Annotated in this window: 12 protein-coding genes; all 12 read right to left on the bottom strand. The window is 66.8% G+C overall.

Annotation, left to right across the window (positions count from 1 at the left end):
* From JLK41_RS04845 to rsmH, 12 genes are read right to left on the bottom strand one after another with little or no spacing between them, the layout of a single operon-like run.
* Complete coding sequence (locus tag JLK41_RS04845) at positions 1-867, bottom strand: cell division protein FtsQ/DivIB (protein ID WP_037046638.1); 867 nt, start codon at positions 865-867, stop codon at positions 1-3.
* A gap of 3 nt (positions 868-870) precedes the next feature.
* Positions 871-1,812: a D-alanine--D-alanine ligase gene (locus JLK41_RS04840; RefSeq protein WP_210390473.1), complete on the bottom strand. Its 942-nt coding sequence runs from the start codon at positions 1,810-1,812 to the stop codon at positions 871-873.
* Complete coding sequence (murC, locus tag JLK41_RS04835; protein ID WP_037046634.1) at positions 1,809-3,251, bottom strand: UDP-N-acetylmuramate--L-alanine ligase; 1,443 nt, start codon at positions 3,249-3,251, stop codon at positions 1,809-1,811. Before murC ends, JLK41_RS04840 begins: the two co-directional genes overlap by 4 nt.
* The gene (gene murG, locus JLK41_RS04830) at positions 3,244-4,314 is read right to left on the bottom strand and encodes an undecaprenyldiphospho-muramoylpentapeptide beta-N-acetylglucosaminyltransferase (protein ID WP_210390472.1); all 1,071 of its coding nucleotides are present in this window, start codon (positions 4,312-4,314) and stop codon (positions 3,244-3,246) included. Before murG ends, murC begins: the two co-directional genes overlap by 8 nt.
* The gene (gene ftsW, locus JLK41_RS04825; protein ID WP_047587023.1) at positions 4,304-5,521 is read right to left on the bottom strand and encodes a putative lipid II flippase FtsW; all 1,218 of its coding nucleotides are present in this window, start codon (positions 5,519-5,521) and stop codon (positions 4,304-4,306) included. Before ftsW ends, murG begins: the two co-directional genes overlap by 11 nt.
* Positions 5,521-6,873, bottom strand: coding sequence for a UDP-N-acetylmuramoyl-L-alanine--D-glutamate ligase (gene murD / locus JLK41_RS04820; protein ID WP_394346202.1), 1,353 nt, complete (start codon positions 6,871-6,873; stop codon positions 5,521-5,523). The genes ftsW and murD overlap by 1 nt, the downstream gene beginning before the upstream one ends.
* Positions 6,874-7,956, bottom strand: coding sequence for a phospho-N-acetylmuramoyl-pentapeptide-transferase (gene mraY, locus JLK41_RS04815; protein ID WP_037046623.1), 1,083 nt, complete (start codon positions 7,954-7,956; stop codon positions 6,874-6,876).
* Positions 7,957-9,327, bottom strand: a complete 1,371-nt coding sequence (locus tag JLK41_RS04810) for a UDP-N-acetylmuramoyl-tripeptide--D-alanyl-D-alanine ligase (RefSeq protein WP_210390471.1) — start codon at positions 9,325-9,327, stop codon at positions 7,957-7,959.
* A complete protein-coding gene (locus tag JLK41_RS04805; RefSeq protein WP_210390470.1) occupies positions 9,320-10,783 on the bottom strand; it encodes a UDP-N-acetylmuramoyl-L-alanyl-D-glutamate--2,6-diaminopimelate ligase in 1,464 nt (487 codons plus the stop codon). The genes JLK41_RS04810 and JLK41_RS04805 overlap by 8 nt, the downstream gene beginning before the upstream one ends.
* Positions 10,783-12,510, bottom strand: coding sequence for a peptidoglycan D,D-transpeptidase FtsI family protein (locus JLK41_RS04800; RefSeq protein ID WP_037046615.1), 1,728 nt, complete (start codon positions 12,508-12,510; stop codon positions 10,783-10,785). Before JLK41_RS04800 ends, JLK41_RS04805 begins: the two co-directional genes overlap by 1 nt.
* Positions 12,507-12,800 (bottom strand): cell division protein FtsL, encoded by a 294-nt coding sequence (gene ftsL, locus JLK41_RS04795; RefSeq protein ID WP_037046613.1) that lies wholly within the window; start codon positions 12,798-12,800, stop codon positions 12,507-12,509. Before ftsL ends, JLK41_RS04800 begins: the two co-directional genes overlap by 4 nt.
* Positions 12,797-13,741, bottom strand: a complete 945-nt coding sequence (gene rsmH / locus JLK41_RS04790) for a 16S rRNA (cytosine(1402)-N(4))-methyltransferase RsmH (RefSeq protein ID WP_210390469.1) — start codon at positions 13,739-13,741, stop codon at positions 12,797-12,799. Before rsmH ends, ftsL begins: the two co-directional genes overlap by 4 nt.
* Position 13,742: the final 1 nt, after the last annotated feature.

Genomic DNA, 13,742 nt, shown 5'->3' with positions numbered 1-13,742 from the left:
TCAATTCACTTTCTGCTCGGCCGCAGCCGGCTCCACCGGCTCACGCCAGGCCACGGCCAGGCCGTTGGCATAACGCAGGTCGATGCGCGCGATCTTCGCGCTCTGGTCTTTCAGTTCCCGCTCGTAGATGGCGGCGAACCGACGCATCTTTTCCACCACGTGGTCCCGTCCCAGCAGGATGTCGATACGCTGCCCGCTGGCATTCTCGGTCGCCGAGAGGAACCAGCTGCCCCGCTCGCGCAACTGCAGCCCGACCACGGTGAAGCCCATCGGCCGCAGCAGCTGGCTGAGCATCTGGTACTGCTGCATCACCTTGGTCTGCGCACGCTTGGGCCCGGACAACTGCGGCAGGTGCTGGTAGTTGTCCACCTCCTGCGGGGCAAAGGCCTGACCCAGGTTGTTGAGCAGCGCCTCGTCGCCCCAGCGGGCGATGGGCAGTTGTTCTTCCAGGCGCACGTCGATCTGGTCCGGCCAGACGCGGCGCACCTCGGCATGGGCGATCCAGGGCATGCGCTCCAGTTCCTCGCGCATGCCGCGCAGATCGACGCTGAAGAAGTTCGCAGCGATGAACGGGGCGATGCGGCGCTGCACGGCCTGCTGACTGACATAGGCCAGGTCGCCCTGCACGCTGATGCGCGCAATCGGGCGGTCGGCATAGGGCAGCAGGCGCTGCGCACCCTCGTATGCACCGAAACCCAGGCCGAGCAGCAGCAGCGGCCAGAGCAGACGGCCCATCCAGGCGAAGTCCGGCTTGGGCATGCGCAGGCGCATCGGCTCCTTGGCCACCAGACGGCTGGCGCCACGCGGCGCGGGCTTGCCGCGCTGCGGAGCCCTCAGCGAGTCCTGATGACGCAGAGCGATACTCATCGCTTAACCCCTCGCCTCGACGCTGTCAGCCAGGATCGCCAGCACCAGCTGCTGGAAATCCAGGCCGGCTGCGCGCGCGGCCATCGGCACCAGGCTGTGATCGGTCATGCCCGGTACGGTGTTCACTTCCAGCAGCCAGAACTGGCCGCTGGCATCCTGCATCACATCGGCGCGCGCCCAGCCCTGGGTACCCACGGCGTCACAGGCGCGCGCGGTCAGGTCCTTCAGCTCGGCTTCCTTCTCGGCGGACAAGCCGCAGGGAATGCGGTACTGGGTGTCATCGGCCAGGTACTTGGCGTCGTAGTCGTAGAAGCTGTGCGGGGTGCCCAGGCCAATCGGCGGCAGCACTTCGCCACGCAGCACGGCGATGGTGTATTCCGGACCGGCGATCCACTGCTCGACCAGCACCTGGCTGTCGTAGCGGGCGGCATCCTGCCAGGCCGCGAGCAGCGCCTGGGCACTGTCCACCTTGGCCATGCCGATGCTCGACCCTTCGTGGGCCGGTTTGACGATCAGCGGGAAGCCCAGCTCGGCCGCAGCGGCCTCGCAGTCGGCCGGCGAAGTCAGCACGGCGTGGCGCGGCGTCGGCAGGCCGAGGCTGTGCCAGACCTGCTTGGTGCGCAGCTTGTCCATGGCCAGGGCAGAGGCGAGGATGCCGCTGCCGGTATAGGGAATGCCGGCACACTCGAGCAGGCCCTGCATGGAGCCATCCTCACCGCCGCGACCGTGCAGCACGATGAAGGCGCGGTCGATCTTCTCGCGGCCCAGACGCTGCAGGAAGTCATCCCCCACATCGATGCCGAAGGCGTCCACACCGGCGGCCTGCAGGGCACCGAGCACGGCGTTGCCGGACTTGAGCGAGACCTCGCGCTCGGCGCTCTTGCCGCCGAACAGTACGGCGACGCGGCCGAAGGCCTTGGGGTCGAGGGTACTGTGCAGACTCATTTCGACTCCCCAACGAACAGCGGGTGCTTGATCAGTTGCGGCGCCACTGCGCCGATATCGCCGGCGCCCTGGCACAGCAGGATGTCGCCGGCACGCAGCAGCGGCTTGAGCAGCGGCGCCAGATCGACGCCACGCTCGACGTAGATCGGATCGAGCTGGCCACGCTGCCGAATGCTGTGGCACAGCTGGCGGCTGTCGGCGCCTGGAATGGGTTCCTCGCCGGCCGGGTAGACTTCCACCAGCAGCAGCACGTTGGCCTCACCGAGCACTTGCACGAAGTCGTCGTACAGATCACGGGTGCGGCTGTAGCGGTGCGGCTGGTAGACCATCACCAGGCGGCGCTCCGGCCAGCCACCACGCACGGCCTTGATCACCGCGGCGACTTCGCGCGGATGGTGGCCGTAGTCGTCCACCAGCATCACGCTACCGCCGTCGACCGGCAGTTCGCCGTAGACCTGGAAGCGCCGGCCGACACCCTGGAAGCCCGACAGACCGGCGACGATGGCCGCATCATCGATGCCTTCGTCGCTGGCGATGGCGATGGTGGCCAGGGCATTGAGCACGTTGTGATTGCCCGGCATGTTGACCGACACGTCGAGCGGCTCGCAGTCCGGACGCAGCACGGTGAAATGGGTCCGCATGCCTTCCTGGCGCACGTTGATGGCGCGCACATCGGCATCCTCGGAGAAGCCGTAGGTCACGGTCGGACGACCGATCTGCGGCAGCAGCTCACGCACCACCGGGTCGTCGACGCAGAGCACGGCCAGACCGTAGAACGGCAGGTTGTGCAGGAACTCGACGAAGGTCTTCTTCAGTTTGTTGAAGTCGCCGCCATAGGTGCTCATGTGGTCGGCATCGATATTGGTGACCACCGAGACCATCGGCTGCAGGTGCAGGAAGCTGGCGTCGCTCTCGTCCGCCTCGGCGATCAGGAAGCGGCTGGAGCCGAGCTGGGCGTTGGTCCCGGCCGCGTTCAGGCGGCCGCCGATGACGAAGGTCGGGTCCAGGCCACCGGCAGCGAACACCGAGGCCAGCAGGCTGGTGGTAGTGGTCTTGCCATGGGTACCGGCCACGGCGATGCCATGGCGGTAGCGCATCAGCTCGGCCAGCATCTCGGCACGCGGCACCACCGGGATGCGCCGGTCCAGAGCGGTAGCGACTTCCGGGTTGCTGGTGTTGACGGCGCTGGATACCACCAGCACATCGGCCTGCTCGGCGTTCTCGGCACGATGGCCGATGAAGATCTGCGCGCCGAACTTCTCCAGGCGCTCGGTCACTGGCGAGGCCTTGAGGTCCGAGCCGGACACTTCGTACCCCAGGTTCAGCAGCACCTCGGCGATACCGCACATGCCCACACCGCCGATACCGACGAAATGGATGCGGCGGATACGGCGCATGCGCCGCACTTCGGCTTTGACGGCAGCGGGAGACTTAGCCACGGATCACCTCCTGGCAGATGTCGACCACCGTACGGGTGGCATCGGGCTTGGCCAGGCGCCGCGCGGTAGCGCCCATGACGTTGAGTTTTTCCAGGTGCATCAGAACCTCGGTGAGCTGCGCGGCGAGCTCGCCTGCGTCAGTGGCATGTTGCGGAAGGAGGACAGCAGCGCCCTCCTTCGCCAGGTATTCGGCGTTGCGGCTCTGGTGGTCGTCGATCGCATGCGGCAGCGGCACGAGGAACGACGGCAGGCCAGCGGCGGCGAGTTCACTGACGGTCAGTGCGCCGGCACGGCAGACCACCAGGTCGGCCCAGCCATAGGCACGCGCCATGTCCTTGATGAACGGCGCGACCTCGGCTTCGACCGCAGCATCGCGATAACGCTCCGCAGTGATTTCCGCGTGTTGCTTGCCAGCCTGGTGGAACACCTGCGGACGCACGTCGGCAGCGACCTTGGCCAGCGCGGCAGGCAGCAACTTGTTCAGCGGTTCGGCGCCCAGGCTACCGCCCAGCACCAGCAATTTCGGCTTGCGCCCGGCCAGCGGCTCGCGCGGGGTTTCCAGGAACAGCTCCTCACGCACCGGGTTACCCGTGGTGCGCCGCCTGTCGGAGGCCTTGAAGGTGTTCGGGAAGGCCTCGCAGATGCGCGCGGCGATGTGCGCGAGCAGGCGATTGGCGGTACCGGCGACGGCATTCTGCTCATGGATGACCAGCGGCACGCCGGCCATGCGCGCGGCCAGGCCGCCCGGCCCGGTCAGGTAGCCACCCATGCCGAGCACGCACACCGGCTGCAGCTCGCGCACGATGCGGCGTGCCTGCAGCAGCGCACGCAGCAACTGGAACGGCGCCTTGAGCAGGGACAGCTTGCCCTTGCCGCGCAGCCCGCTGACATCGATCAGGTGCAGCGGCAGGTCGGCCTGCGGCACCAGTTCGTTCTCGATGCCACGCGGCGTCCCCAGCCAGTGCACGCTGTAGCCGCGCGCCTGGAATTCGCGCGCGCAAGCCAGCGCCGGGAACACGTGCCCGCCGGTGCCGCCCGCCATGATCAGGACATTACCGCGCATGGGCGACCTCCTCGCTCGGTTCGACGAAGTCGTCTTCGCTGAACTCGATATCCTCGTTGCCCAATACGTTGCGCCGCTCCCACTCGATACGCAGCAGCACCGCCAGGCTGACGCAGCAGATCACCAGCGACGAACCGCCGTAGCTGAGGAACGGCAGGGTCAGGCCCTTGGTCGGCAGCAGGCCGGTGTTCACCCCGATGTTGATCAGGAACTGACCGATCCACAGGAACGACAGCCCGTACGCCACGTAGGCGGAAAAGAACTGCTTGGCCTTCTCGGCCCACAGGCCGATGTACAGGCCGCGCACGCAGACGAAGACGAACAGCGCCAGGGTCACCAGCGAACCGACCAGCCCCAGCTCCTCGGCCAGTACCGAGAAGACGAAGTCGGTATGCGCCTCGGGCAGGTAGAACTGCTTCTGGATGCTGTTGCCCAGGCCGACGCCGAACCATTCGCCACGGCCGAAGGCGATCAGCGCCTGGGTCAGCTGGTAACCGGAGCCGTACTGGTCGGCCCAGGGGTCGGTGAAGGTGATCAGACGCTGCAGGCGGTATTCCTGGGTCTGCACCAGCACGAACACGGCCCCCACGGCCAGCGCCACCATCAGGCCGAAACGCAGCAGGCCGACGCCGCCGAGGAACAGCATGGCCATGGCCGAGCCCATCATCACCACGGTGGCACCGAAGTCCGGCTCCAGCAGCAGCAGGCCGGCCATCGGCAGCAGCACCACGAACGGCTTGAAGAAGCCCATCCAGCTCTCGCGCACCTCTTCCTGGCGCCGCACCAGGTAGCCGGCCAGGTAGACCACGACGAAGACCTTGGCGATCTCCGATGGCTGTACGTTGAACGCGCCGAAACCGATCCAGCGCCGCGCACCGTTGACCTCGCGGCCGATACCGGGAATCAGCACCAGCACCAGCAAGCCGATGGCTGCCAGCAACAGGATCCAGCCGTAGCGCTGCCAGAAACTCATCGGGATCATCAGCACCACGCCGGCGGCGCCCAGGCCGATGGCCAGGTACACCAGGTGACGGATCATGTGGTACAGCGGGTTGCCGGACATCGCCGCCGCCACCTCCGAAGAGGCCGAGGTGATCATCACCAGCCCCAGACCGAGCAGGCCCAGGCAGCCGGCCAGCATCGGGAAGTCGACATCGAAGCCGCGACCGAACAGCGGTGAGGGACGAACGCGCAGGAAGCCCAGCATCAGTGCAGTCCCCCCACGGCCTGGGCGAACAGGCGCCCGCGTTCCTCGAAGTTCTTGAACATGTCCAGGCTGGCGCAGGCAGGCGACAGCAGCACGGCATCGCCGGCCTCGGCCAGCTCGCAGCCACGCTGCACCGCTTCCTCGAGAGTTTTGACCCTCACCAGCGGCGCAGCGTCGCCCAGGCTTTCGGCGAGCCGCTCGGCATCACGCCCCAGCAGCACCACGGCGCGGCAGAAACGCGCGACCGGCTGTTTCAGGGCGGAGAAATCGGCACCTTTGCCGTCACCACCGGCGATCAGCACCAGCTTGCCGGCGATGTCCGCGCCCAGGCCTTCGATGGCGGCCAGGGCGGCACCGACGTTGGTGGCCTTGGAGTCGTCGTAGTAGTTCACCCCGGCGCGCTCACCGACCCACTGGCAGCGATGCGGCAGGCCGGCGAACGTGCGCAGGGTGGCAAGCATCGCCTCCATCGGCAGGCCCGCGGCATGACCGAGCGCCAGCGCCGCCAGGGCGTTGGACTGGTTGTGCGCGCCGCGAATCTTCAACTCGCTGACCGGCAGCAGTGCGTCGAAGCGGAACGCCAGGGCCTTCTCGCCATTTTCCTCGAGCAGACCGAAGCGCTTGAAGTCGGGTTTGCCCAGGCCGAATTCCCAGCAGGTCACCTGGTCGGCGATCAGCGGCCGCGAGAGGGCATCGTCACGGTTGATCACCACCTGACGCGCGCCACGGAAGATCCGGTGCTTGGCCAGGTGATAGGCCGGCAGCCCGCTGTAGCGGTCCATGTGGTCTTCGCTGATGTTCAGGCAGGTGGCCACTTCGGCATTGAGCTGGTCGGTGGTCTCCAGCTGGAAGCTGGACAGTTCGAGCACGTACAGCTCGACATCGTCGGCCAGCAGATCCAGCGCCGGGGTGCCGAGGTTGCCACCCACCGCGACCCGCTTGCCGGCCGCCGCCGCCATCTCGCCGACCAGGGTGGTGACGGTGCTCTTGGCGTTGGAACCGGTGATGGCGATGATCGGCGCCTTGGCATGGCGGGCGAACAGGTCGATGTCACCGGACAGCTTGACCCCGCGCGCCGCGGCTTCGGCCAGCGCCGGGGTGGCCACGGCCAGGCCCGGGCTCACGTACAGCTCCGAGGCGCGGCTGAGAAAATCCGCGTCCAGCTCGCCGCAGCGCACTTCCACCTGCGGGTAGTCGCGCTTGAGCGTTTCCAGCTCCGGCGGATTCGCGCGCGTGTCGGCCACGGCAAAGCGCACGCCCTGCTGCGCCAGGAAGCGCACCAGGGACATGCCGCTCTTGCCGAGGCCGACAACGATGCGGAATTGGTCGGAAGCGATCAACGACACGCGCAATTACCTCAGTTTCAACGTGGCCAGGCCGATCAGCACGAGAATCACCGTGATGATCCAGAAACGGACGATCACGCGCGGCTCGGGCCAGCCCTTGAGTTCGAAGTGGTGATGAATCGGCGCCATGCGGAACACACGCTTGCCGGTCAGCTTGAAGCTGGCGACCTGGATGATCACCGACAGGGTTTCCATGACGAACACGCCGCCCATGATGAACAGCACGACCTCCTGGCGAACGATCACGGCGATGGTGCCCAGTGCGGCGCCGAGCGCCAGCGCGCCGACATCGCCCATGAACACCTGCGCCGGGTAGGTGTTGAACCAGAGGAAGCCGAGGCCGGCGCCGACCAGCGCCGCGCAGAACACGATCAGCTCGCCCGAACCCGGCACATAGGGAATCAGCAGGTACTCGGCGAAATTCACGTTGCCCGACAGGTAGCAGAAGATGCCCAGCGCACCGCCGACCATCACGGTCGGCAGAATGGCCAGGCCGTCGAGGCCGTCGGTGAGGTTGACCGCGTTGCTCGAACCGACGATGACGAAGTAGGTCAGCACCACGAAACCGATGCCCAAGGGGATGCTCACGTCCTTCAGCAGCGGCAGGATCAGGGTGGTTTCCACCGGGTTCTGCGCCGTCATATAAAGGAAGAAGGCCGCGCCCAGGCCGAACACCGACTGCCAGAAGTACTTCCAGCGACTCGGCAGGCCACGCGAGTTCTTTTCGATCACCTTGCGGTAGTCATCGACCCAGCCGATGGCACCGAACAGCAGGGTCACGGCCAGCACCACCCACACGTAGCGGTTGGACAGGTCGGCCCAGAGCAGGGTGCTGACCGCGATCGCGGTGAGGATCAGCGCGCCGCCCATGGTCGGCGTGCCCTTCTTCGACAGGTGCGACTGCGGGCCATCGTTGCGCACGGCCTGGCCGATCTGGCGCACCTGCAGGGTGCGGATCATCCACGGACCGAGCCACAGCGACAGCGCCAGGGCGGTCAGTACGCCGAGGATGCCGCGCAGGGTCAGGTACTGAAAGACCGCGAAGCCCTTGTGGAACTGTTGCAGGTACTCCGCCAGCAGCAGCAGCATTTAGTGACTCTCCCCAGATACGTCGCACAGCGCCGCCACGACCTTGTCCATGGCTGCGCTGCGTGAACCCTTGATTAGTAATGTGCTGCCGGCCTGTTCGGCACGAAGCGCTTCGATCAGTTCGGCCTGATCGGAGAAATGGCGACCCTTGGCGCCAAACTCTTCAACCGCATGGCGCATCAGTGGGCCGATGGCATACAGCGCGTCGACCTTGCCGGCGGCATGGCGACCCACATCGCGGTGGCCCTGCTCGGCCCACGCGCCCAGCTCGCCCATGTCGCCCAGCACCAGAACGGTGCGACCGGAGAAGGCGGCGAGTATGTCCACCGCCGCACACATCGACACGGGGTTGGCGTTGTAGCTGTCGTCGATCACCCGCACACCGTTCGACGCCAGTTGCGCGACGGCGCGCCCCTTGACCGGTTGCAGGCCCTGCAGCCCCTCGACCATGGCAGCCAGCGGCATGCCCAGGGCATGGGCGGCGGCGCAGGCGGCCAGGGCGTTGGCGACGTTATGCTCGCCCAGCAGGTTGAGCTGGATGCGTGCGCTGCCCAGCGGACTGCGCAGGATGAACCCCGCGCAACCGCGCTCGTCGCGGGTCAGCTCACTGCCATGGAAATCGGCACGGGTGTCACGCAGGGCGAAACTCAGCACCTGGCGCCCCGCCGCGCGGCGCTGCCAGGTGACGAACGCCTTGTCATCGAGATTGAGCACCGCCACGCCGTCCTGTGCCAGTCCCTCGAGAATCTCGCCCTTGGCTTCGACGATCTTTTCCGGGCCACCGAACTCGCCGACATGAGCGTTGCCGGCATTGTTGATGATGGCCACGTGAGGCCGGGTCAGGCTGACGGTGTAGGCGATCTCGCCGACATGGTTGGCGCCCAGTTCGATCACACCGGCGCGATGCTCCGGCGCCAGTTCGAGCAAGGTCAGCGGCGCACCAAGGTCATTGTTGAGGTTGCCGCGGGTGGCCAGCACCGCGCCGTCCAGGCCGGCACGCAGGATGGCCGCGAGCATTTCCTTGACGCTGGTCTTGCCGCTGGAGCCGGTCACGGCCGCCAGCGGCCCGCTGAACGCCTGACGATTGAGCGCGCCCAGCTGACCGAGGGCCATGCGGGTGTCGGCGACCAGCAACTGCGGCAGCGGCGCACCCGCCACTTCGCGCTCGACCAGCGCGGCGACGGCGCCCTTGGCGGCGACTTCCGCCAGATAGTCATGACCGTCGAAGCGCGGCCCGGTCAGCGCCACGAACAGCTGACCGGCGGCGATGCTGCGGCTATCGGTGCCGACGGCGGAGAAGGCGACATCGGCGCCGATCACACGACCATCCAGATCACCCGCGACGTCGCTGAGCAGCCAGGGCTTAAGCATGAGCCGCCTCCCAGGCCGCCAGGGCCTTGTTCGCTTCGCTGAGGTCCGAGAACGGCTGACGCACGCCCATGATTTCCTGGTAATCCTCGTGGCCCTTGCCGGCCAGCACCAGCACATCGGCGGCATCGGCCTGGGCAATCAGCCTGGCGATGGCGTCGCCACGACCGTGAACGAACTGCACCGCCTCCGGCGCGGCGAAACCGGCGCGGATATCCTCGATGATCTGTGCCGGGTCCTCGGTGCGCGGATTGTCGTCGGTCACCCAGACCACGTCCGCCAGGCGCTCGGCCACGGCGGCCATCAGCGGGCGCTTGCCGCGATCACGGTCACCGCCACAGCCGAACAGGCAGACCAGGCGCCCTTCGACATGCGGGCGCATGGCTTGCAGCACCTTTTCCAGGGCATCCGGCGTGTGCGCGTAGTCGACCACCACCAGCGGTTTGTCGGCGCCACCGAGTCGCTGCATGCGGCCAACCGGCCCCTGCAGCTGCGGCAGCACCTTGAGAATCTCGTCGAGCGCGTAGTCCATGCCGAGCAGGGCACCGACCACGGCGAGCAGGTTGCTCAGGTTGAAACGACCGAGCAGGCTGCTGCGCAGCACGCCTTCGCCACGGGGCGTGAGCAGGCGCGCACGCACGCCGTGATCGTCGAACTGCGCGTCGCTGCAATAGAGGTAGGCGGTACTGTCTTCCAGGCTGTAGCCGATCAGACGCGACTCGTGCGCCTGCGCAGCCAGCTCACGACCGAAGGCGTCATCGAGGTTGAGCACCCGGCAACTCAGGTTCGGCCAGGTGAACAGCCTGGCCTTGGCAGCGCCGTAGGCCTCCATGCTGCCGTGATAGTCGAGGTGGTCACGCGACAGGTTGGTGAACACCGCGACATCGAATTCCAGCGCGGCGACCCGCCCCTGGTCCAGGCCATGGGAGGACACCTCCATGGCGACGGCGCGCGCACCGGCCTGCTTGAGCGAGGCCAGGGTCGCCTGTACACCGACCGGATCGGGCGTGGTGTGCTTGCCCTGCTCCAGCGCACCATGGAAACCGTTACCCAGGGTACCGACGATGCCACACGGCTGGCCGAGCAGGTCGAGGGCCTGCGCCAGCAACTGGCTGACACTGGTCTTGCCATTGGTGCCCGTGATGCCGACCAGGTGCAGGCCACGGCTCGGCTCGCCATAGAAGCGTCCGGCGATGGCCGAGAGCTGGCCAGACAGGCCCTTGACCGGCACCAGCACGGCGCTCTCGGCATGCATCTCGGCAGCGCCCTCGGCCTCGTAGGCGACCGCAGCCGCGCCGCGCGCGATCGCATCGACGATATGTACACGGCCATCCTGCTGGGTGCCGGGCACGGCCAGGAACAGATCACCCGGACGCACCTTGCGGCTGTCCAGCGTCAGCTCACGAATCAGCACGCTGCCATTGGCGGCCGGCAACAGTTGATTGAGCGGCATGGGCATCAGTTGCGCCCTCCCTGTGCGACAGCGACGGACTTCTGCGCCTCGGTGGGCAGGTTATCCGGCGCGATATTCATCAAGCGCAGCGATCCGGCCATCACGCGGCTGAACACCGGCGCAGAGATCAGGCCGCCGTAATAGGCGCCCTTGCCAGGTTCGTCGATGACCACCACCAGAGCGATGCGCGGGTCCTGAGCCGGGGCGAAGCCGGCGAACAGCGAACGGTAGGAGTTGGCCCGGTAGCCCTTGCTGCCGACACTGGTCTTGCGTGCGGTACCGCTCTTGCCGGCCACGTGATAGCCGGGTACCTGAGCGCGGAACACGCCTCGCGGCGCTTCGATGACCTGCTGCATCATGCCCCGTACGGTCTTGGCCACTTCGCCCGGCACCACCTGCGTCGCGTGCGGCTTGTCGTCCACGCGGATCATCGACAGCGGCGTCATGCCACCGCCATTGGCCAGCGCGGAGTAGGCGTGCGCCAGTTGCACGGCGGTTACCGAAAGGCCATAGCCGTAGGACAGCGTGGCAGTTTCCGCCTCGCGCCACTGGCGATGGTTGGGCAGGTTGCCCACCCGTTCACCGGGGAAGCCCAGGCCGGTATCGCGACCGAAGCCGAGGTCGCTGAACACCCGGTACAGCTGCTCACCGCCGACATCGAAGGCGACCTTGCTCATGCCCACGTTACTGGAGTTGATCAGGATGCCGGTCAGGTCCAGCGCCGGCCCCTGGGTACGGGACACGTCACGAATGGTGTAGCGACCGATCTGCAGCGTACCGTTGCCGACCTGGACGATATCGCTGGGCTTCCAGCGACCGGTCTCCAGCGCCGCGGCCATCGACAGCGGCTTGATCGTCGAGCCGGGCTCGAAGACATCGATCATGGCACGATTGCGCATGGCTGCCGGGGTCAGATTGCGCCGGTTATTCGGGTTGTAGGTGGGGTGGTTGACCATGGCCAGCACCTCGCCGGTCTTCACGTCGACCATCACCAGGCTGCCGGCCTTGGCATCGTTCTCCAGCAGGGCATTGCGCAGCTCGCGATGAGCCAGGTACTGCAGGCGCAGGTCGATGGACAAGGCCAGGGCCTTGCCAGCCTTGGCGTTCTGCACCACCTGCACGTCCTTGATCAGCTTGCCGCGGCGGTCCTTGAGCACCTGGCGCTTGCCCGGCACGCCGGCCAGCCAGTCCTCGTAGGCCAACTCCATGCCTTCACGACCACGGTCGTCGATGTCGGTGAAGCCGACCACATGGGCGGCGACCTCGCCGGCCGGGTAGAAACGACGGAATTCCTCGATGGCGTAGACGCCAGGCACCTTCAGGTCGAGCACGCCCTGGCCCTTTTCAGGGGTCAGGCCGCGCACCAGGTACATGAACTCGCGATCCTTGTTCTGTTCCAGACGCTCGGCGAAGCTCTTCGGCTCCTGCCCCAGCGCCGCAGCCAGAGCCGGCCATTGTTCGCGCCCGGCCTGCAGTTCCTTGCCGTTGGCCCACAGGGTGGTCACGGGGGTACTGACGGCCAGCGGCTCGCCATTACGGTCAGTGATCAGGCCACGGTGCGCGGGAATCGGAATGTGCCGCACGCTGCGCGCATCACCGTGCGCCTTGAGGAAATCGTGATCGAGCACCTGCAGGTCGAGCATGCGCCAGGCGATGGCCGCGACCATCAGGGCGAGCAGCGCCAGCACCAGGCGGAAACGCCAGGGGTAGAGCGCGCCTTCGAGACCGATCATGGTCGCACCATGCGCACGGCGGCGGGATCGGGGATGTGCATCTTCAACTGCTCGCTGGCCAGCGCCTCGATGCGGTTGTGTGCAGTCCAGGTGCTCTGCTCGAGAATCAGTCGGCCCCACTCGGCCTGCGCCTTGTCGCGCACGCTCAACTGGCCGTACAGCTCGTTGAGCAGCAGACGATTCCAGTGCGCGCTGTACGACACCGCCACGGCAGAAACCAGCACGCCGATGAACAGCAGCAGCATCAGGAAGCTGCCGCCGGGCATGGACTTGATGAGCCGGCGGTTCACCGCAACTTCTCCGCGATGCGCATCACGGCACTGCGTGAACGCGGATTGGCCTTGAGCTCCTCGTCGCTGGCATAGACCGGCTTGCCGATCAGCTTCAGACGCGGCTCGAAGGCCTTGGGAATGATCGGCAGGTCACGCGGCAGCTTGTCCGCCTCGCCCTTGGCCTGGCGCCTCATGAACTGTTTGACGATGCGGTCTTCCAGCGAGTGGAAGCTGATCACCACCAGGCGACCACCGACTTCGAGCGACTCCAGCGCCGCCTCGAGGCCACGCTCGAGATCACCGAGTTCGTTGTTGACGAAGATGCGGATGCCCTGGAAGGCGCGCGTCGCCGGATTCTTGCCCTTCTCCCAGGCAGGGTTGGCCTCGGTCAGGACCTTCGCCAGATCGGCGGTGCGGGTGAACGGCTGCTCGACTCGGCGCTGCACCACGGCGCGGGCCATGCGCTTGGCGAAACGCTCCTCGCCATAGTCCTTGAATACCCGGGCGATCTCGTCTTCGTCGGCGCGGGCAATCCAGTCCGCCGCGCTGACGCCGGCGTCGGGATTCATGCGCATGTCCAGCGGCCCGTCATTGAGGAAGCTGAAGCCACGCTCGGGATCGTCGAGCTGCGGCGACGACACGCCGAGGTCCAGCAGGATGCCCGAGACCTGGCCGCCGAGGCCGCGGACAACAGCCTCATCGCCAAGTTCCGCAAAACTGCGCTGCACAACGACAAAGCGGCCGTCTTCGGCCGCCAGTGCTTCCCCGGTAGCTATTGCCAGGGGATCTTTATCGAATCCCAACAACCGCCCATCTGGCCCGAGCTTCTGCAGGATCAATCGGCTGTGCCCGCCCCGACCGAAGGTGCCGTCCATATAGCAACCGTCGCCGCGCACGGCGAGTCCCTCGACGGCCTCGTCGAGCAGCACGGTGATATGGCGGTAGTTGGTATCGGTCATG

The sequence above is a fragment of the Ectopseudomonas khazarica genome, assembly GCF_017915135.1.
Lineage (GTDB): Bacteria > Pseudomonadota > Gammaproteobacteria > Pseudomonadales > Pseudomonadaceae > Aquipseudomonas > Aquipseudomonas khazarica.
Note: the sequence above shows the minus strand (reverse complement) of the source record. Positions and strands in the feature narration are given on the sequence as shown.